Annotated in this window: 19 protein-coding genes and 1 tRNA gene; 4 read left to right on the top strand and 16 right to left on the bottom strand. The window is 59.6% G+C overall.

Features of this window, described 5'->3' with window-relative positions; all coding sequences use genetic code 11:
* Positions 1–146: 146 nt before the first annotated feature.
* Both FH041_RS04655 and quiC read right to left on the bottom strand, forming a co-directional pair.
* Complete coding sequence (locus FH041_RS04655) at positions 147–818, bottom strand: TetR/AcrR family transcriptional regulator (protein ID WP_027916070.1); 672 nt, start codon at positions 816–818, stop codon at positions 147–149.
* A gap of 128 nt (positions 819–946) precedes the next feature.
* Positions 947–2,854: a 3-dehydroshikimate dehydratase QuiC gene (quiC, locus tag FH041_RS04650; protein WP_028686419.1), complete on the bottom strand. Its 1,908-nt coding sequence runs from the start codon at positions 2,852–2,854 to the stop codon at positions 947–949.
* A 302-nt stretch (positions 2,855–3,156) separates the two neighbouring features.
* Between quiC and FH041_RS04645 the strand changes: the two genes are divergently transcribed.
* On the top strand, positions 3,157–4,533 hold the full coding sequence (locus FH041_RS04645) for an MFS transporter (RefSeq protein WP_140175089.1): 1,377 nt from the start codon (positions 3,157–3,159) through the stop codon (positions 4,531–4,533).
* Positions 4,534–5,052: 519 nt separating this feature from the next.
* Here FH041_RS04645 and FH041_RS04635 read toward each other — a convergent pair.
* The 9 genes from FH041_RS04635 to thrS form a co-directional block, all read right to left on the bottom strand.
* Positions 5,053–5,129: transfer RNA gene (locus FH041_RS04635), tRNA-Pro, on the bottom strand.
* A gap of 111 nt (positions 5,130–5,240) precedes the next feature.
* On the bottom strand, positions 5,241–5,597 hold the full coding sequence (locus FH041_RS04630; RefSeq protein ID WP_003250681.1) for a MerR family transcriptional regulator: 357 nt from the start codon (positions 5,595–5,597) through the stop codon (positions 5,241–5,243).
* Positions 5,578–5,880, bottom strand: coding sequence for an integration host factor subunit alpha (ihfA, locus tag FH041_RS04625; RefSeq protein WP_003250679.1), 303 nt, complete (start codon positions 5,878–5,880; stop codon positions 5,578–5,580). Before ihfA ends, FH041_RS04630 begins: the two co-directional genes overlap by 20 nt.
* Positions 5,881–5,884: 4 nt before the next feature.
* Positions 5,885–8,266: a phenylalanine--tRNA ligase subunit beta gene (pheT, locus tag FH041_RS04620; RefSeq protein WP_027916074.1), complete on the bottom strand. Its 2,382-nt coding sequence runs from the start codon at positions 8,264–8,266 to the stop codon at positions 5,885–5,887.
* A 33-nt stretch (positions 8,267–8,299) separates the two neighbouring features.
* Positions 8,300–9,316 (bottom strand): phenylalanine--tRNA ligase subunit alpha, encoded by a 1,017-nt coding sequence (gene pheS, locus FH041_RS04615; protein ID WP_027916075.1) that lies wholly within the window; start codon positions 9,314–9,316, stop codon positions 8,300–8,302.
* Positions 9,317–9,425: 109 nt separating this feature from the next.
* Positions 9,426–9,782: a 50S ribosomal protein L20 gene (gene rplT / locus FH041_RS04610; RefSeq protein ID WP_003250671.1), complete on the bottom strand. Its 357-nt coding sequence runs from the start codon at positions 9,780–9,782 to the stop codon at positions 9,426–9,428.
* Positions 9,783–9,809: 27 nt separating this feature from the next.
* Positions 9,810–10,004 (bottom strand): 50S ribosomal protein L35, encoded by a 195-nt coding sequence (gene rpmI / locus FH041_RS04605; RefSeq protein ID WP_003250667.1) that lies wholly within the window; start codon positions 10,002–10,004, stop codon positions 9,810–9,812.
* A gap of 62 nt (positions 10,005–10,066) precedes the next feature.
* On the bottom strand, positions 10,067–10,618 hold the full coding sequence (infC, locus tag FH041_RS04600; protein WP_173645890.1) for a translation initiation factor IF-3: 552 nt from the start codon (positions 10,616–10,618) through the stop codon (positions 10,067–10,069).
* Complete coding sequence (thrS, locus tag FH041_RS04595) at positions 10,618–12,540, bottom strand: threonine--tRNA ligase (protein ID WP_027916077.1); 1,923 nt, start codon at positions 12,538–12,540, stop codon at positions 10,618–10,620. Before thrS ends, infC begins: the two co-directional genes overlap by 1 nt.
* A gap of 336 nt (positions 12,541–12,876) precedes the next feature.
* Between thrS and FH041_RS04590 the strand changes: the two genes are divergently transcribed.
* Complete coding sequence (locus FH041_RS04590; RefSeq protein WP_027916078.1) at positions 12,877–13,182, top strand: hypothetical protein; 306 nt, start codon at positions 12,877–12,879, stop codon at positions 13,180–13,182.
* A gap of 162 nt (positions 13,183–13,344) precedes the next feature.
* Positions 13,345–13,557, top strand: coding sequence for a cold-shock protein (locus FH041_RS04585; protein ID WP_027916079.1), 213 nt, complete (start codon positions 13,345–13,347; stop codon positions 13,555–13,557).
* A 105-nt stretch (positions 13,558–13,662) separates the two neighbouring features.
* Here FH041_RS04585 and FH041_RS04580 read toward each other — a convergent pair whose 3' ends face one another.
* Entirely contained in the window at positions 13,663–13,983 is a 321-nt protein-coding gene (locus FH041_RS04580; RefSeq protein ID WP_027916080.1) for an I78 family peptidase inhibitor, read from the bottom strand.
* A 258-nt stretch (positions 13,984–14,241) separates the two neighbouring features.
* On the opposite strand from FH041_RS04580, the gene FH041_RS04575 reads away from it, so the two are divergent.
* Positions 14,242–14,454 carry a hypothetical protein gene (locus FH041_RS04575; protein ID WP_027916081.1) on the top strand — a complete coding sequence of 71 codons (213 nt, stop codon included), beginning with the start codon at positions 14,242–14,244 and terminating at the stop codon, positions 14,452–14,454.
* On the opposite strand, the gene FH041_RS04570 is transcribed toward FH041_RS04575, so the two are convergent.
* The 4 genes from FH041_RS04570 to FH041_RS04555 are packed head-to-tail and all read right to left on the bottom strand — an operon-like array spanning position 14,426 to position 17,812.
* On the bottom strand, positions 14,426–15,427 hold the full coding sequence (locus FH041_RS04570; protein ID WP_111475619.1) for a nucleoside hydrolase: 1,002 nt from the start codon (positions 15,425–15,427) through the stop codon (positions 14,426–14,428). The genes FH041_RS04575 and FH041_RS04570 overlap by 29 nt on opposite strands.
* Before the next feature lie 49 nt (positions 15,428–15,476).
* On the bottom strand, positions 15,477–15,875 hold the full coding sequence (gene rbsD / locus FH041_RS04565) for a D-ribose pyranase (RefSeq protein ID WP_027916083.1): 399 nt from the start codon (positions 15,873–15,875) through the stop codon (positions 15,477–15,479).
* Complete coding sequence (rbsK, locus tag FH041_RS04560) at positions 15,872–16,780, bottom strand: ribokinase (protein WP_027916084.1); 909 nt, start codon at positions 16,778–16,780, stop codon at positions 15,872–15,874. The genes rbsD and rbsK overlap by 4 nt, the downstream gene beginning before the upstream one ends.
* 9 nt (positions 16,781–16,789) lie before the next feature.
* A complete protein-coding gene (locus FH041_RS04555) occupies positions 16,790–17,812 on the bottom strand; it encodes a LacI family DNA-binding transcriptional regulator (RefSeq protein WP_027916085.1) in 1,023 nt (340 codons plus the stop codon).
* Between the last annotated feature and the right edge of the window lie 3 nt (positions 17,813–17,815).

Here is a 17,815-nt window from a genome sequence, read left to right as displayed (position 1 = left end):
TGAGCGCCGCACCGTGCTGATGCCCTTGCCGGACCGCTTCGATGCATTCGCCGTGGATCAGCCCAGCAAGGGCATCACGCTTTGGCTGCTCAATGACGATCAGGCGTTTTGCGGTCATTGGGCAGGTACAGCACGTGCCGTCTCTTTCATGCCTGGATATAGCGCAGCACCACGTCGCCGATCATCTGTTTGTGGCGCTGCTTGATCTGCTCGTCGGTCATATCGATCTGGAAGATCTCACCGAAGGTGTGTCGGTTGGAGACCCGATAGAAGCAGAACGAGCTCATCAGCATATGCAGGTCGATGACTTCGATACCCGCGCGAAAAACGCCCTCGGCAACGCCGCGTTCCAGCGAGCGGCCGAGCGTCTTCAACACCACGCTGCTCATCTCGCGGATCACCGGTGATTGCTTGACGTATTCGCCATAGTGGATATTTTCGGTCGAGACGATACGCACGAAGTCGACGTTGTGATCATGGTGATCGAAGGTGAACTCCACCAGTCGGCGGATGGCCTGCTCCGGCGGCAATGACTCCAGATCCAGGCTGTGCTCGGTCTTGCGAATGTCGCCATAAAGCTTGACCAGGCACTCGACGTAGAGCTGCTCCTTGCTGCCAAAATAGTAATAGATCATGCGCTTGGAAGCAGCGGTACGCTCGGCGATGGCGTCGACGCGGGCACCGGCCAGGCCCTGCTGGACGAACTCGCCAATTGCGGCCTGAAGGATATCCTCGCGGGTCTTCTCCGGGTTGTTCTTGCGCGATTTACGGCCCCCGTCGGAGGCAGGCTCGCCAAGGCTGACTACGGAATCATTCATACCCACTCACAGCCTGATTATTGGAATGGGTGGGATTATCCGTCACTGGTGCGACGCAGGGAAGCGCGCGGAGGGTGGCACCGGTCAGGTTTTGTCACAGGGGCGCCGGCCCAGGGCCGGCATCTGCCTTACAACACCGGTTTGCGCGGGGCCCCGCTGCGGGCTTTGGCCATGGCCGCCAGGCGGACCGCAACATTGGCAGCGCCATAACCGGCATACCCACCCTTGCGCTGAATGATTTCGAAGAAGAAACGCTTCTCGAAGGGCTCGGTATACACATGGAACAGCTCGCCACCCTGCGCATCACGGTCGTACAGCACATTGTAGTAAGCCAGTTCGCTAAGGAATTCGTCGTCGAAATCAAACCTGGCCGCGAGGTCATCGTAATAATTCAACGGGATCTCCAGCAGCGGCACGCCAGCGTTTTTCGCCCGCGCCACCTCGCCAAAGATGTCGGCACAGTCAAAGGCGATGTGGTGCACTCCCGAACCACGGTAGCTTGACAGCGCGTGAGCAATTGCGGTGTTGCGATTCTCGGAAATGTTCAGTGGCAGGCGCAGTGTGGAGCATTGGCTGCGCAAGGCACGGCTCTTGACCAGGCCATAGGGATCGGGCAAGACCACTTCGTCGTCGGCCTCGAAGTCGAACAGGCTCTTGTAGAACAGCACCCAGCTGTCCAGCGATTCGGCCGGAATGGCCAGGGCCATGTGATCAATGCGTTGCAGGCCGCCGCCAGCGTCGGGGGCGGCATCCAGGCGGAAATCGCTGTCGTAGATGGTATGCCCGGCACCTGCCTGCTCGACCAAGTAGATCAGGCTGCCATCCGGCGAACGCACGGCCGGGATCTCGCGTTCGTTGGGCCCGACCAGGCCACGGAACGGCTGACCACCGTAGGCGGTAGCGCGCTGCAAGGCGGCCTGAGCGTCCTTGACCCGTAGTGCGATGGCGCACAACGAGGGACCATGGGCTTCGAAGAAGTTGTGTGCAAATGAATAGGGCTCAGCGTTGAGCACGATGTTGATATCGCCTTGACGCAGCAGTCGAACACCCTTGCTGCGGTGAGCGCCGGCTTCGACAAAACCCAGACGCTCGAGCCAACCACCCAGACGTGCACCGACTGACTCATCGACGGCAAACTCAAGGAATTCTACACCGTCGTAGGCACTGGCCGGGGCTGGGTCAAACAGTACCCCAGGCTCGATCCGCTGGGCTTCGTGCTGCAATTGCAGGCGCGTCTTTTCTTCCAGATACAGGAGTGAACGCAGTCCATCGGCGGCAATCTGCCGGGTAGGTGCGGCGCGAAAGCCATCGTTGAAGATTTCCAGCGACAACGGCCCGCGGTAGCCGGTTTGCAGAATCGGTGCGAGAAAGCCCGCCAGGTCCATCTCGCCCTGCCCTGGGAAGCAGCGGAAATGACGGCTCCACTCCAGTACATCCATGGCCAGGATGGGTGCATCCGCCATTTGCACGAAGAAAATCTTGTCGCCTGGAATCTGACGGATAGCGCTCGGGTCGCCCCGCAGTGACAAGGTATGGAAGCTGTCGAGGATCACGCCCAGCCCCGGATGATCGGCCTGGCGGACCAGGTTCCAGCCCTGCTGGTAGGTATTGACGTGCCGGCCCCAGGCCAACGCTTCATAGCCAATACGCAGGCCGCGGACACCGGCGCGTTCGGCCAGCAGCCGCAGGTCGTCGACCAGAAGCTGCCCATCGCCCAGTGCGTCCGCCTGACTGTTGCTGCACACCAGCATCAGATCAGTGCCTAATTCCTGCATCAGGTCGAATTTGCGTTCGGCGCGCTCGAGGTTTTTCTGTAGACGCTCGCGGCGACAGCCTTCGAAATCGCGAAATGGCTGGAACAGGGTGATGGCGATGCCTAGATCGGCGCACATCTGACGGATCTCGCGCGGGCTACCGGCGTAGTAGAGCAGGTCATTTTCAAAAATCTCGACGCCGTCAAAGCCGGCTGCGGCGATGGCTTCGAGTTTCTCCGGCAGAGTGCCGCTCAAGGATACGGTGGCAATCGAACGCTGCATGCTGGGGTTCCCTTTATTTGAAAGGCATCAGCCAACGAACCCTTGCAGGCGCTTGGCGCACTCGATTATTCGCGGGTAAAGTCACGCCATCAATGGGTTTTGTACGAAATGGTTAGTTTTCGTTCGATTACCGAACGAAAGCGGGTTTATCGAATTGATTCGCCGCTCACGCCTGGTTGAACATGGATCCAGTTACAGATCATTCGAGCATTTCACTGCCCTGCGAACGCTCAGCAGATCCTGACCTACAAGCCCAGCGTCACGACCTAACAAGTTCAATAACAAGAACAACGGAGACAACAATGGCTCACTCCAGCTCCCAAGCTAAGAAAGCGACCGCCAGTGGGTGGATAGGCTCGGCCCTCGAGTACTATGACTTTTTTATCTACGCCCAAGCCGCAGCTTTGATCTTCCCGCAGTTATTCTTCCCGTCGATGGACCCCACGATGGCCATCATCGCGTCGCTGGCAACTTATGGCGTCGGTTACCTGGCCCGTCCCGTGGGTGCGGTTGTCCTCGGTCACTGGGGCGATACCCGCGGTCGCAAAAACGTTTTGCTGCTGTGCATGTTTCTGATGGGTATTTCGACCATGGCCGTAGGCCTGCTGCCCACTTACCACGACATTGGCATCATTGCCCCAATTGTTCTTGCGCTGCTGCGCCTGGTTCAGGGCTTTGCAGTCGCTGGTGAAATCTCCGGTGCTAGCGCCATGATCATGGAACATGCGCCCTTCGGACGGCGAGGTTACTACGCCAGCTTCACCTTGCAGGGGGTTCAGGCCGGTCAGATAATGGCTGCTGCGGTGTTCCTGCCACTGGCCTACTTCATGCCAAGCGAAGCGTTCAGCGATTGGGGCTGGCGCATTCCCTTCCTGCTCAGCGCATTCGTGCTGGTAGCCGGTTTCATCATCCGCAAGGAGGTCCATGAGACCCCGGCCTTCGTCGAGGGCGAACAGGTAGACAAGATCGCCCGCTCGCCCGTCAAAGAAGCCTTCAAGTACAGCTGGAAGCACATGGTGCTGGTCGTGTTCATGGCGCTGATGAACGTCATTCCGGTGGTTGCGACGGTGTTCGGCGCAGCCTATGCAGTTCAGCCGGCCTACGGCATTGGTTTTGACCAAAGCGTCTACCTGTGGATCCCAGTAGTGGGCAACATCGTCGCAGTGCTCATGATCCCGTTCGTTGGTAGCCTGTCTGACAAGATCGGCCGGCGTCCGATCATGATCACTGGCTGTCTGGGCTCGGGGCTGCTGGCTTTCGGTTATCTGTATGCGATCAGTATCCAGAGCGTGCCGCTGGCCTTTGCCGCTTCGATCCTCATGTGGGGTATGGTCTACCAAGGCTACAATGCAGTTTTCCCAAGCTTCTTCCCGGAGCTGTTCAACACGCGCTACCGCGTCTCGGCCATGGCCATCGCACAGAACGTCAGCACCATGTGCACCGCCATGCTGCCAGCCATCTTTGCTGCCATTGCACCACCGGGCTCGGACAACATCTGGCTTATTGTGGGGGGGTCGGCGTTTTTCATCACCTGCATCTGTGCCTTAGCCGCCTATGTCGCGCCTGAGACATACCGCTTGGCGATGGAAGATCTCGGCAGCCCAGACGCCAAGCCGATCGATGAAAATGCATACGGCGCCCTCTGCAAAGACAGGCTCAAGCCTGCTGCCACTCACTGAAAACCGGTCGGGGCGGCATGCAGCCCCACCCGCCAGCGCCCATTCGCCACGCAGCATCAGTCAAAGTTTGAGTCAGCCAGCTCGGTGTTGCCGTGTATTCAGCGACGCTCAGGCAGGGTCATTGCCGAGACGGCAATGACCGAGTCATCTTCCAGCCACGCTGGCACGCTTGGCTGATAGCGCTGACCGCTGCCGACGAGCGCAGCACTGTAGTCTAGGCCTCGATCAGGATTCACAATTTCGAGCACACTTTAGGTCGGCGCCTGAAGGCTGCAGGGTGAACCAAAGAAGACCGCAAGCCGTCTCAGGACACAAGAATGGCAGCGTGACCAATTACTCTCCGGGCACGGAGATCAGCCAACTCATTGAGGCGGCAAACAAAGTTCCAGCCAGGGACTGGTTGGCCAAGGCTGAGCAGGTTGAAGAGGAACCATGCGTAACACCCTGAGAAGTCACGCAAAAGTCACGGACATGAAAAAGGCCACCCCTTTCGGAAATGGCCTAAGTCATTGAATATAATGGTCGGGACGGAGTGATTCGAACACTCGACCCCTTGCACCCCATGCAAGTGCGCTACCGGGCTGCGCTACGCCCCGACTCGGTTTGAAGCATGTTCTCGTTACCGCTGAGAACGATGAAGAAGATACCCTAACCTTTTGATTAATGGAAGCTTTTTTTCAAAAATTTCCACTCATCTTAAACAACGGTCACTTCTTCAACACCACCAGCACATCTTCCAGCTCCACAATCATCTGACGAATCAGCTGTTTGTACTGGCTCGACTCATCCTTGGCCTCATCACTGGAAAGCCGCAAGCGCGCCCCGCCGATGGTGAAGCCCTGGTCGTAAAGCAATGCGCGGATCTGGCGAATCATCAGCACGTCTTGGCGCTGATAATAACGCCGATTGCCCCGCCGCTTCACAGGATTGAGCTGATCGAACTCCTGCTCCCAATACCGCAGCACGTGCGGTTTTACAGCGCAAAGTTCGCTCACTTCACCAATGGTGAAGTACCGTTTGCCCGGTATGGGGGGCAGTTCGTCGTTATGGCTTGGTTCCAGCATAGGCCTCAACCCGGGCCTTCAACTTCTGCCCTGGACGAAAGGTGACGACGCGCCGTGCGGTGATGGGGATTTCTTCCCCAGTCTTGGGGTTGCGGCCCGGCCGTTGGCGTTTATCGCGAAGGTCGAAGTTGCCGAAACCGGACAACTTGACCTGCTCGTTCTCTTCAAGTGCGTGCCGAATTTCTTCGAAAAACAGCTCGACCAGCTCCTTGGCCTCACGCTTGTTAAGCCCCAGCTCCTCGTACAGCCTCTCGGCCATCTCAGCTTTCGTCAGAGCACCCATGCCGTTATTTCCTTAACGTGGTGTTCAACCTTTGTTCGAGCGAGGTGAGGATAGTGTGCAAGGTAGTGTTCACCTCATCGTCGTTAAGAGTGCGCGATGGATGCTGCCAGGTCAAGCCGACTGCCAGGCTTTTTCTATCAGGATCAATGCCTTTACCCTGGTAGACATCAAACAGCCTGAGGTCTGTGAGCCATTCGCCTGCATTGTCACGAATTACGTCAAGTACGTCTTGAGACGCTACATCACGTCCTGCGATCAACGCCAGGTCACGACGGGTTTCCGGGAACTTGGACAGCTCGCTGAATTTCGGCAACCGGCCTTCGACCACATCGGCCAGCACCAACTCGAAAACGAAGACTTGACGGTCCAGGTCCAGGGCTTTTGCAAGCTCGGGATGGAGCGCGCCCAAATAGCCAACAACCTTGCCTTCACGCTGGATTTCAGCCGTCTGACCAGGGTGCAAGGCTGGATGCTTGCCAGCGACGAAGGTGAAATCGTCCAGCGCGCCGGAATAACCCAACAAGGCTTCCACATCGGCCTTCACGTCGAAGAAGTCGATGGTGTCACGGCCATTGGCCCAGCCTTCAGGCAAGCGGCTGCCCGTAACGACGCCGGCAATCATCGGCTCCTGCGCCAAGTTGCCCAGTTGGCCAACGAAACGCAGGCCACTTTCGAACAAGCGCACCCGATCCTGCTGGCGATTGAGGTTGTGCTGCACTGCCTTGACCAGGCCCGGCCACAAGGAGGCACGCATGGCCGCCATGTCGCTGGAGATGGGGTTGGCCAGCAACAGTGGCTCTACGCCTGGGCTGAACAACTCGAACAGTTTGGGATCGATGAAGCTGTAGGTAATGGCTTCCTGATAACCACGAGCAACCAGCAGACGACGCAGGTTCGGCAGCTCGCCACGGGTTTCCAGACGGGCTTGCGGCGCCAGGCGTGCCTGCGGGTAACGCACGGGCAAGTTGTTGTAACCGTACAGTCGCGCGAGCTCTTCGATCAGGTCGACTTCAAGGCTGATATCGAAGCGGTGGCTCGGAACGTTGACCGTCCACTGCCCTGCCCCGTCCGCCTCGGTAGCCAGACCAAGGTTGTTGAGCAACTGCTCGACCTGGGCCGGGTCCATTTCCATGCCAAGCATCTGGGCGATGCGCTCGGCACGCAAGGTAACCGGGGCGATGCTGGGCAGGTGTTGTTCGCTGACGGCTTCGACGATGGGGCCGGCTTCACCGCCTACCACTTCCAGTAGCAACGCGGTCGCACGCTCCATGGCTTCACGGGCCAACTGGGAATCGACGCCGCGCTCGTAACGGTGCGAGGCATCCGTGTGCAGGCCGTAGGAGCGGGCTTTGCCTGCGACGGAAATCGGCTCGAAGAACGCGCTTTCCAGGAACAGATCGCGGGTTTTGGCAGTATCGACGCCGCTGTGCTCGCCGCCCATGACGCCGGCGATGGCCAGGGCGCGGGTGTGGTCGGCGATGACCAGGGTGTCCGCACGCAGTGCAACTTCCTGGCCGTCTAGCAGGACGAGTTTTTCGCCCTCTTCGGCCATGCGCACGCGAATGCCGCCGTTGATCTCTGCCAGGTCAAAAGCGTGCATCGGCTGGCCGAGTTCGAGCATCACGTAGTTGGTGATATCTACGGCAGCGTCGATGCTGCGCACGTCGCTGCGGCGCAGACGCTCGACCATCCAAAGCGGCGTCGGCTTGCTCAGGTCAACGTTGCGGATCACCCGACCCAGGTAACGTGGGCAGGCAGCCGGCGCTTGGACCTCGACCGGGCGTACTTCGTCGTGCGCGGCAGCCACGGCGGGTACCAGCGGGCGGGTAACCGGTACGTCGTACAGCGCGCTGACGTCGCGGGCCAGGCCAGCGATCGACAGGCAATCACCCCGGTTGGGGGTAAGTCCGATTTCGATACTGGCATCATCCAGACTCAGGTACTGGCGAATGTCCTCGCCTACCGGCGCATCGCTGGCCAGTTCGAGCAGACCGTCGTTTTCTTCACTGATCTGCAATTCCGCCGCCGAGCAGAGCATGCCGAAGGACTCCACACCGCGCAGCTTGGCCTTCTTGATCTTGAAGTCGCCAGGCAGTTCGGCGCCGATCATGGCAAACGGGATCTTGATCCCTGGCCGTGCGTTAGGCGCGCCGCACACGACCTGGAACGTTTCCTGACCATTGCTGACCTGGCACACACGCAGCTTGTCGGCGTCCGGGTGTTGTTCGGTGGCAAGGATTTCACCCACCACGATGCCGCTGAACTGGCCAGCAGCAGGGGTTACGCTGTCGACTTCCAGGCCGGCCATGGACAGGCGGGCCACCAGTTCGTCACGGGAGACTTGCGGGTTTACCCAACCGCGCAGCCACTGTTCACTGAATTTCATGCTGTTCTTCTCCTGAAGGTTGCGTCGATTGGCTTAGCGGAATTGGGCTAAGAACCGCAGGTCGTTGTCGAAGAACAAACGCAGATCATTGACGCCATAGCGCAGCATGGCCAGGCGCTCGGCGCCCATGCCGAAGGCAAAGCCCTGGAATTCTTCAGGATCGATGCCCGACATGCGCAGCACGTTCGGGTGCACCATGCCGCAGCCCATCACTTCCAACCAGCCGGTCTGCTTGCATACCCGGCAGCCATTGCCCGAGCACATGACGCACTGGATATCCACCTCAGCAGACGGCTCGGTGAAGGGGAAGAACGATGGACGGAAACGCACCGCCAGTTCTTTTTCGAAGAACACACGCAGAAATTCTTCGATGGTGCCCTTGAGGTCGGCGAAATTGATGCCGCGGTCAATCAGCAAGCCTTCGACCTGGTGGAACATCGGCGAGTGAGTGATATCCGAGTCGCAGCGGTAAACGCGGCCAGGGCATACAATGCGAATGGGTGGCTGGGTGGACTCCATGGTCCGTACCTGCACCGGCGATGTGTGGGTACGCAGCAGCATGTTGGCGTTGAAATAGAAGGTATCGTGCATCGCCCGGGCCGGATGGTGGCCCGGGATGTTGAGCGCTTCGAAGTTGTGATAGTCGTCTTCGACTTCAGGACCTTCCGCAATGCCGTAGCCAATGTGCGTGAAGAACTGTTCGATGCGTTCGAGTGTACGGGTGATGGGGTGCAAGCCACCGGTGGCCTGGCCACGGCCTGGCAGGGTCACATCAATGCATTCGGCAGCCAGGCGAGCGCTGAGCTCGGCTTCTTCGAAGGCTGCCTTGCGTGCGTTCAGCACAACGGTGACGCGCTCTTTGGCGTCGTTGATCAGCGCGCCCACTTTGGGCCGCTCCTCGGCTGGCAGGTTGCCCAGGGTCTTCATCACCTGGGTCAGCTCGCCCTTCTTGCCGAGATAGTTGACCCGGATCTGTTCCAGGGCATTGATGTCTTCAGCGCGCTCCACGGCCTCCAGGGCTTGGGAGACCAGCGCATCCAGGTTTTCCATGTACAGACTCCAGATACGAAAATAGGGGAAGAGCTTTGAAGGCTCTTCCCCTATCGATGACGTTCAATGCCCGGCGACGCAAGCGTCGCCGGGTGATTGTCGCGGGTACTTAAGCCAGAACGGCTTTAGCTTTCTCGACAATCGCAGCAAACGCCGCTTTTTCGTTCACTGCCAGATCGGCCAGAACCTTACGGTCGATTTCGATCGAAGCCTTTTTCAGGCCAGCAATCAAACGGCTGTAGGACAGACCGTTGGTGCGGGCACCGGCGTTGATACGAGCGATCCACAGTGCGCGGAACTGACGCTTCTTCTGGCGACGGTCGCGGTAGGCGTATTGGCCTGCCTTGATGACCGCTTGCTTGGCAACACGGAATACGCGCGAACGTGCACCGTAGTAACCTTTAGCCAGTTTCAGAATTTTCTTGTGACGCTTACGGGCGATGACGCCACGCTTAACACGAGCCATGAGTAACTTCCTCTATCTTAACCAGAATTAACGTACGCGCAGCATGCGCTCGACTTTTGCCACGTCGGACGGGTGCAGCAAGCTGGCACCGCGCAGTTGACGCTTACGCTTGGTCGACATTTTGGTCAGGATGTGGCTCTTGAAAGCGTGCTTGTGCTTGAAGCCCGAAGCGGTCTTCAGGAAGCGCTTCGCAGCACCGCTCTTGGTTTTCATTTTTGGCATGTTGGAACTCCGCATTCGATAAAAATTACACAATAATCATCAGGCCTGCCGTGCCCGGGAGATTACTTCTTCTTTTTGGGGGCGATGACCATCATAAGCTGGCGTCCTTCCATCTTAGGATGCTGCTCGACGGAACCGTATTCGATCAGGTCAGCTTCAACCCGCTTCAACAGCTCCATGCCCAGCTCCTGGTGGGCCATCTCACGACCACGGAATCTCAGAGAGATCTTGGCCTTGTCCCCTTCGGTAAGGAAACGTACCAGGTTGCGTAGTTTTACCTGGTAATCCCCTTCTTCCGTCCCTGGACGAAACTTGATTTCTTTAATCTGGATCTGTTTCTGGTTTTTCTTGGCTTCGTTGGCCTGCTTCTTCTTCTCGAAGAGGTGCTTGCCGTAGTCCATCACCTTGCAGACGGGCGGAAGCGCGTCTGCAGAGATTTCCACCAGATCCAGCTTCGCTTCTTCAGCGATACGAAGCGCTTCATCAATCGAGACGATGCCAACCTGCTCGCCGTCTGCGCCAATTAACCGAACCTCGCGGGCCGAGATATTCTCGTTGATCGGGGCCTTCGGTACAGCACGTTTATCATTTCTCATTTCACGCTTAATAGTCATTACTCCGTTGTTTGGCGACCACGCCGGGAAACCGCTTGCGTCAGGAGCTCAGCGAACTGGGCGACGGGCATGGAGCCCAGGTCAGCGCCTTCGCGAGTACGCACTGCTACGGTCTGCGTTTCGACTTCGCGGTCCCCTATAACCAAAAGGTACGGGACCTTGAGCAAAGTATGCTCACGGATTTTAAAGCCGATCTTCTCATTTCTCAAGTCCGACTTGGCACGGAAACCGCTACCGTTCAGAGTTTTCTCAACTTCAAGGGCAAAATCGGCCTGTTTGTCGGTGATATTCATGATCACCGCCTGCGTCGGCGCCAGCCAGGCAGGGAACACGCCGGCGTAGTGCTCGATCAGCATGCCGATGAAGCGCTCGAACGAACCCAGAATGGCGCGGTGCAGCATGACCGGGCGCACGCGGCTGTTGTCTTCGGCGATGTAGCTGGCGTCCAGACGCTCCGGCAGGTTCGGGTCGTACTGCAGGGTGCCGCACTGCCAGTTACGGCCGAGGCAGTCACGCAGGGTGAACTCGATCTTCGGCCCATAGAAGGCGCCCTCGCCCGGCTGGTATTCCCACTCCAGGCCAGATTCGTTCAGGGCATCGGCCAACGCGCCCTCGGCACGGTCCCACAGCTCTTCGGAGCCAACACGCTTGGCCGGACGGGTGGACAACTTCATGGCGATGTCGCTGAAGCCGAAGTCCTTGTACACATCCAGGGTCAGCTTGATGAAGTCGGCCGCTTCTTTCTTCACCTGCTCTTCGGTGCAGAAGATGTGGGCATCGTCCTGTACGAAGCCGCGCACACGCATGATGCCGTGCAGGGCGCCAGATGGCTCGTTGCGGTGGCACGCACCAAACTCGGCCAGGCGCAGCGGCAGGTCGCGGTAGCTCTTGAGCCCTTGGTTGAAGACCTGCACGTGGCAGGGGCAGTTCATTGGCTTGACTGCGTAGTCACGGCTCTCCGACGACGTGGTGAACATGTTCTCGGCGTAGTTGGACCAGTGGCCCGAACGCTCCCACAGGATGCGGTCGACCACTTGCGGGGTCTTGATTTCCTGATAACCGTTCTCGCGCTGGACATTACGCATGTACTGCTCGAGCACTTGGTAGACAGTCCAGCCGTTAGCGTGCCAGAACACCATGCCCGGTGCTTCTTCCTGCAAATGGAACAGGTCGAGCTGCTTGCCGATCTTGCGATGGTCGCGCTTCTCGGCTTCTTCGATGCGCTGGATGTAGGCCGCCAGCTGCTTCTTGTCCGCCCAGGCAGTGCCGTATACGCGCTGCAACTGTTCGTTCTTGGCATCGCCACGCCAGTAGGCGCCGGACAGCTTGGTCAGCTTGAATGCCTTGAGGAAACGGGTGTTGGGCACGTGCGGGCCGCGGCACATGTCCACGTATTCTTCGTGATAGTACAGGCCCATGGCCTGCTCGTTCGGCATGTCCTCGACCAGGCGCAGCTTGTAGTCTTCGCCACGGGCGGTGAACACGTCGATGACTTCAGCGCGCGGAGTCATCTTCTTGATGACGTCGTAGTCCGTGTCGATCAACTGCTGCATGCGCTTCTCGATGGCCGCCAGGTCATCCGGCGTGAAGGGCCGCTCGTAAGCGATATCGTAATAGAAGCCTTCGTCGATCACAGGGCCGATCACCATCTTGGCGGTCGGATACAGCTGCTTCACCGCGTGGCCAACCAGGTGGGCGCACGAGTGACGAATGATCTCCAGTCCCTCTTCATCTTTGGGGGTGATGATCTGCAGCGTAGCGTCGTTCTGAATCAGGTCGCACGCGTCGACCAGCTTGCCGTCTACCTTGCCGGCAACGGTGGCCTTCGCCAGACCGGCGCCGATGGATGCGGCGACCTCGGCAACGGACACGGGGTGATCGAACGAACGCTGGCTGCCATCGGGAAGAGTAATGGTGGGCATTGGCGCCTCCTCTCCTAGTGGTGACCCCTACCAAAGGTCACGTGGGTTGGGATGAGCCAGTACAAGATCCGAACCTGCCTTCCGTTTGACGGGAAGCCTGCCTCACAGTGGCAGAAGCCTTTGGGCTTGCGGGGACGAACCAGAGTGACTGGAAAGAAAATAGAACAGCAGCGGGGACGTTGTCAGCTGCAAGCCGGGCATGCTAGCACGCAGTCAGAGCCGTGCGCAGGAATATTTGGAAATTGCCGCCGGCGGTGAACTTCCGCGACAGCTTCCCTATCAGACGTGTGGAAGCAACCTGCTCTTGATGAGAACTGACCCAAGGAGTAATCGGTTATGCGAGTTCCGTCTCTTCTGGCCCTTGCGGCCGCTGGCGCCCTGCTGATGCCAATGGCCGCGAACGCTGGCAACTTCCCTGCCGGCAAGGAAAATGCCTATATGGCCCAGTGCACGCAAGTTGCCACTGGTCAGGGCGTTGATGCCGCCGCAGCGAAAAAGCACTGCGACTGTGGTGCACAAGCGATCAAGAAGAATTTCTCCGACGCTGAAATTGCCGACCTCGACAGCAAGGATGGCGTTGACGCCAAACTCATGCAAAAGGCGCAAAGCGTCGTGAAACAGGCCTGCGCACCTAAAAGCTGACGCTGTGTAGCTGCCGGTGATCCGGCAAGAAATTGCGCTGGATCACACTGGGGTGAAGGTAAAAGACGCGACAGCCGCAGAATTAGACTATGATGTACCCGTGCTCCGTAGCTTCGGCCACATTGCACCACCGAAAATACTAAATGTTCTGGAGATTCACCCATGTCCAATCGCCAACAAGGCACCGTCAAGTGGTTCAATGATGAGAAAGGCTTCGGCTTCATCACCCCAGCAGGCGGCGGCGACGACCTGTTCGTTCACTTCAAAGCCATCGAATCTGACGGCTTCAAGAGCCTGAAAGAAGGCCAAACTGTTTCCTTCGTCGCCGAGCGCGGCCAGAAGGGCATGCAGGCTGCGCAGGTTCGTCCGGAGTAATTCGGATAGCCGTAAAAAAACCCGCCCTCGTGGCGGGTTTTTTTTGACTTGGCTTTGACGGCTCACGTACAGGGCACAGGCGCCCTCGATACGTGAGTTAGATCTTTAGCCGCAGTTGACGCGTGTCACGCGCCCTTGCTCGTCGACGTTCAAGTTGAGCCGCTCTGAGCGGTATTCCAGGGTCACCACATCGTGGGGCTTGAGGATGCGCGCCATTTGCGAACCGCTCGCCTTGCGGGCCTGCTCCAGCAGCTCTGCGCTCCCCATCTTGCCCACTGCAAAATCAGCGCCGCTGGCCTGGCAGCGTCCATCATTGCCCGCAGGTGCCTCAGGCACTTGGCCGCCACTGGAGTCTCCACCAGTGCTGCAGCCCGCCAGGACAGCAGCCACCGCCAGGGTCGCCAGATAAGCACGGGTACGTAACATGAAGCCTCCTAGATCATTTGGGAACTGCCTGATCCGACAGCCTCACCTTAAATTCGTTGCAAAACTGGCCAAGTCTGCACCATCAGGGCGGCTGATGGGGGACACAATCGTGACCGAATTTTACCGCCCGGCCCACACGCCGCTTGGTTTGGCCTGCAAAGTCATGATTTACTTTAAGAAGTGAAGGCATAGTGCCTGCTACGAATGCCAGGTTTGGACGTTCGTTCTTTCATCCCGCGCCGCAAGCGAGAGCTTTTCATGAGCACCCACAGCATCGATGCCGACATCAAGGTCAAATGGGCGGAGGGGCAAAGCGCCTATAGCCCCAGCACCCCGGAGGAGTTGCTGCTGATCGCCATCGACCTCCTGGTACGCGACCGCGGCGCAGAGGCAGCGCGCGGCTTCATCGACCAGGTGGTCGAACGGTATGCGCCACGCCTTGCTACTTCAAACGCGCCAGCCGCTCGCTAAGCAGGTCGAACAGCCCCTGGGCATCCCCCTCCTCTACCCACATGACATTGGCCGGTTGCTTGAGCACCCCGTACCAGTCTGCCACTGTCTGGCCGAAGGTCGGCCCCTCGCGGGTGTCGATCGTCATGTGGATCCGCCGGCCGCTGAACTGGTGGGGTTTGAGCAGATAGGCGATGACGCTGGCGTCATGCACCGGGCCACCGGGCATTCCGTATAACGCCATGTCATGGGTGATGTAGGCATTGAGGATGTCCACCACACGCTTGCTGGCCTGTGTGTTGACGCCGGCCAGTTGCTTGAGCCGTGCGTCGCTGGTCAGCAGCTTGTGGGTAACGTCCAGGGGCAGGTAGGTCAACGGTACGCCACTTGCCAGTACCACGGCAGCCGCGTGTGGGTCGGCATACAGGTTGAACTCGGCCGCAGGTGTGATATTGCCACCGTTGAAATGAGCCCCGCCCATCACCACCACTTCCTTGATGCCCTTGGCGATCTCCGGGCGCTGGATCAAGGCCAGCGCCAGGTTGGTCTGTGGCCCAAGCATGGCCAGCGTCACGCTGTGTGGCGGGGCGGTATCTAGCGTGTCGACCAGGTACTGAACAGCGTTGCCGCTCGCCAAAGGCTGCTTGGGTTCATGTACCTCTACCCCGGTGACACCTTCTTCACCATGCACTTCGGCCGCGTAAATGGGGGCGCGCACCAAGGGGCGACCCGCACCGGCGTACACCGGAATATCCTCACGGCCTGCCCATTCGCGGGCAAGACGGGCGTTACGGGCGGTCTTCTCCAGACGCACGTTGCCGGCAACTGTCGTGATGGCACGAATCTTAAGCTCATCAGGCGAAGCCATGGCCAGAAAGAGTGCAACCAGATCGTCAGCCCCCGGATCGGTGTCGATGATCAAGTCGATGGGTGCCGCTTGTACGGCAGACGCTGCGGCCATGAGAGCGAGTCCTTGAAGCAGGGGTTTTAGCATGACGAGGCACTCCTGTTGCCAGTGGATAACGAGTAGGAAACCGTCAGTGTCAGAACGTTACGCCAGACACCAGGGCGATATTGCTGTAGGGCTGGCACTCACCCGTGCGTACCATGGCCCGCGCCTTACGCGACAGTAGCTTGAATGCTTCATGGGGCATGTATTCACGCTCGCCCAGCGTGCCCTTCAGGCGCTCGATTTCTGCAAAAGCCGGCGGCGCCACGGTTTGTATTTCTTCGGCCAACAGGTGACGCTCGACCTGCAGTTCGCTCAGCACACAACGCAGCACACTGGCGAAATCAGGCAGCCCCGGGGTGACGGCCAAGTCGATCAGCTCGACGCCGGGCGGTACGGGTAACCCGGCATCGCCGATGATCAGGATGTCGCCATGGCCCATGCTGGCAATGGTCCGGGACAGTGCAATGTTCAGCAAGGGCGTCTTCTTCATGGCAGTAGCTCCGCGAGCCTGGGAATGGAAGGTTGCGCGCCGGCGCGGGTCACCGACAGGGCAGCAGCCCGTTGCCCGAAGCGGATTGCCTCGCCCTCCTCCAGGCCCTGCACCAGCCCCGCCGCAAAGCCTCCGATGAAGGTGTCCCCTGCGGCAGTGGTGTCCAAGGCTTGCACCACGGGTGCTGGATAATGCTGGTGGCCAGCGGGCGTGACCAACAAGGCACCTTGTGCGCCGAGGGTGATGATCACCTTGCCAGCTCCCAGCGCCAGCAGGCGCGCGCCCGCCAATAAAGCGCTGGCCTGATCGTGCACAGCAACACCGGTCAGCGCCTCGGCCTCGCTTTCGTTGGGCGTCAGGTAATCGACATGGCTGAACCATTCGGCGGGCAGCGGCCCCGTTGCCGGCGCCGGATTGAGTATCACCCGCTTGCCGAGCTGACGACCCCTGGCCAACGTCCAGGCCACGGTAGCCAATGGCACTTCAAGTTGGCAGATGATCACCTGCGCCGCCTGCAGCAGGCCGTCGAAGCGCGCTACGGCGTCTGGCACCAGCAACCCGTTGCCCCCAGGCACGATCACGATGCAGTTCTGGCTGGCCGCATCCACGGTGATCATCGCCACCCCTGTGGACACGCCGGTGCAGGTGACCACGCCCTGGCAGTCAATGCCTTCTACTTCCAGGGCATTGCGCAATTGCGGGCCGTAGGCGTCGTCGCCTACGCAGCCAATCATTGCAGCGCTGGCGCCCAGCCGCGCGACCGCCACGGCCTGGTTGGCCCCCTTGCCTCCGGCGGCGGTGAAGAAGGTATCGCCGGCCAGTGTCTCGCCAGGCCGTGGCAAGCGTTGGGCGCGCGCCACCAGGTCCATGTTGAGGCTGCCGACTACCACGACCTTGGCACTCATGTTGTTTCCTTAGCGGTAATCGTTGAACAGGTCCGGGCGCGGCCCGGTGGACTCGCGCAGAACGATGCGCGGGGTGACGATGCGCTGCTGCGATGCGCTGTTGCAGGGCTGAGCGATACGCGCCAGCAGCAGTGCCGCAGCGCTCTCGCCAAGCTCGCGGATCGACTGCCCCACTGTGGTCAAAGGTGGGTAGACGTAGCGGCTCAGCTCGATGTCATCGAAGCCGATGACCGACAGCGCACCCGGCACGTCAATGTGGCGCTCGGCCGCTGCGCGCAATACGCCGAAGCCGATCATGTCGTTGCCCGCGAAGATGGCCGTCGGCCGCGCCCCTGCCAACAGCTCGGCAGCTGCAGCGTGGCCGCCGGGGCTCGTGAAGTCGCAGTGGCGCACACGCTCAGCGGCCACGGTAACGCCCGCCTCGGCCAAGGCCCGACGAAAGCCGCGCAGGCGCATCTGCGTCACCCCGGTTTCTGCTGGCCCACCGATGTAGGCAATATCCCGATGGCCAAGCTCCAATAGATGGCGCGTAGCCAGGTAGGCGCCCAGCTCGTGATCGATGCGCACCAGGTCGGCGTCGACGCCTTCGAGCTCCCGGTCCACGATGACCATGGGTGTGCGCACCCCTGCCAGGCTTTGCAACAAGTCGTCATCCTGCCCTACCGACCCGACCACCAGCCCATCGATGCGCTTTTCGAGCAGCACGCGCAGGTAGTTGCGCTGTTTTTGGGGATCGTCGTCGGAATTGCACAGGATCACGCAGTAGCCATTGCGCTCGCAGGCGTCTTCAATACCTCGGGCCAGCTCGGCGAAGTAAGGGTTGACGCTGTTGGGCACGAGCAAGCCGATGGTGGCCGTGCTGCGCGCCTTCAACGACCGCGCGACGGCGCTGGGCACGTAGTCCAGTTCCCGAATGGCGGCCTCGACTTTGAGCCGGACAGGCTCGCTCACCGGTCGCGTTTTATTTAACACATGGGACACTGTGGTGTAAGAAATCCCCGCCAGCGCCGCGACGTCTTTGATGGTTGCCATGGT

It is taken from the genome of Pseudomonas sp. SWI7 (assembly GCF_006351945.1).
GTDB lineage: Bacteria > Pseudomonadota > Gammaproteobacteria > Pseudomonadales > Pseudomonadaceae > Aquipseudomonas > Aquipseudomonas fulva.
The sequence above is the reverse complement of the archived record's forward strand: the minus strand, read 5'-3'. Positions and strand labels throughout refer to the sequence as shown.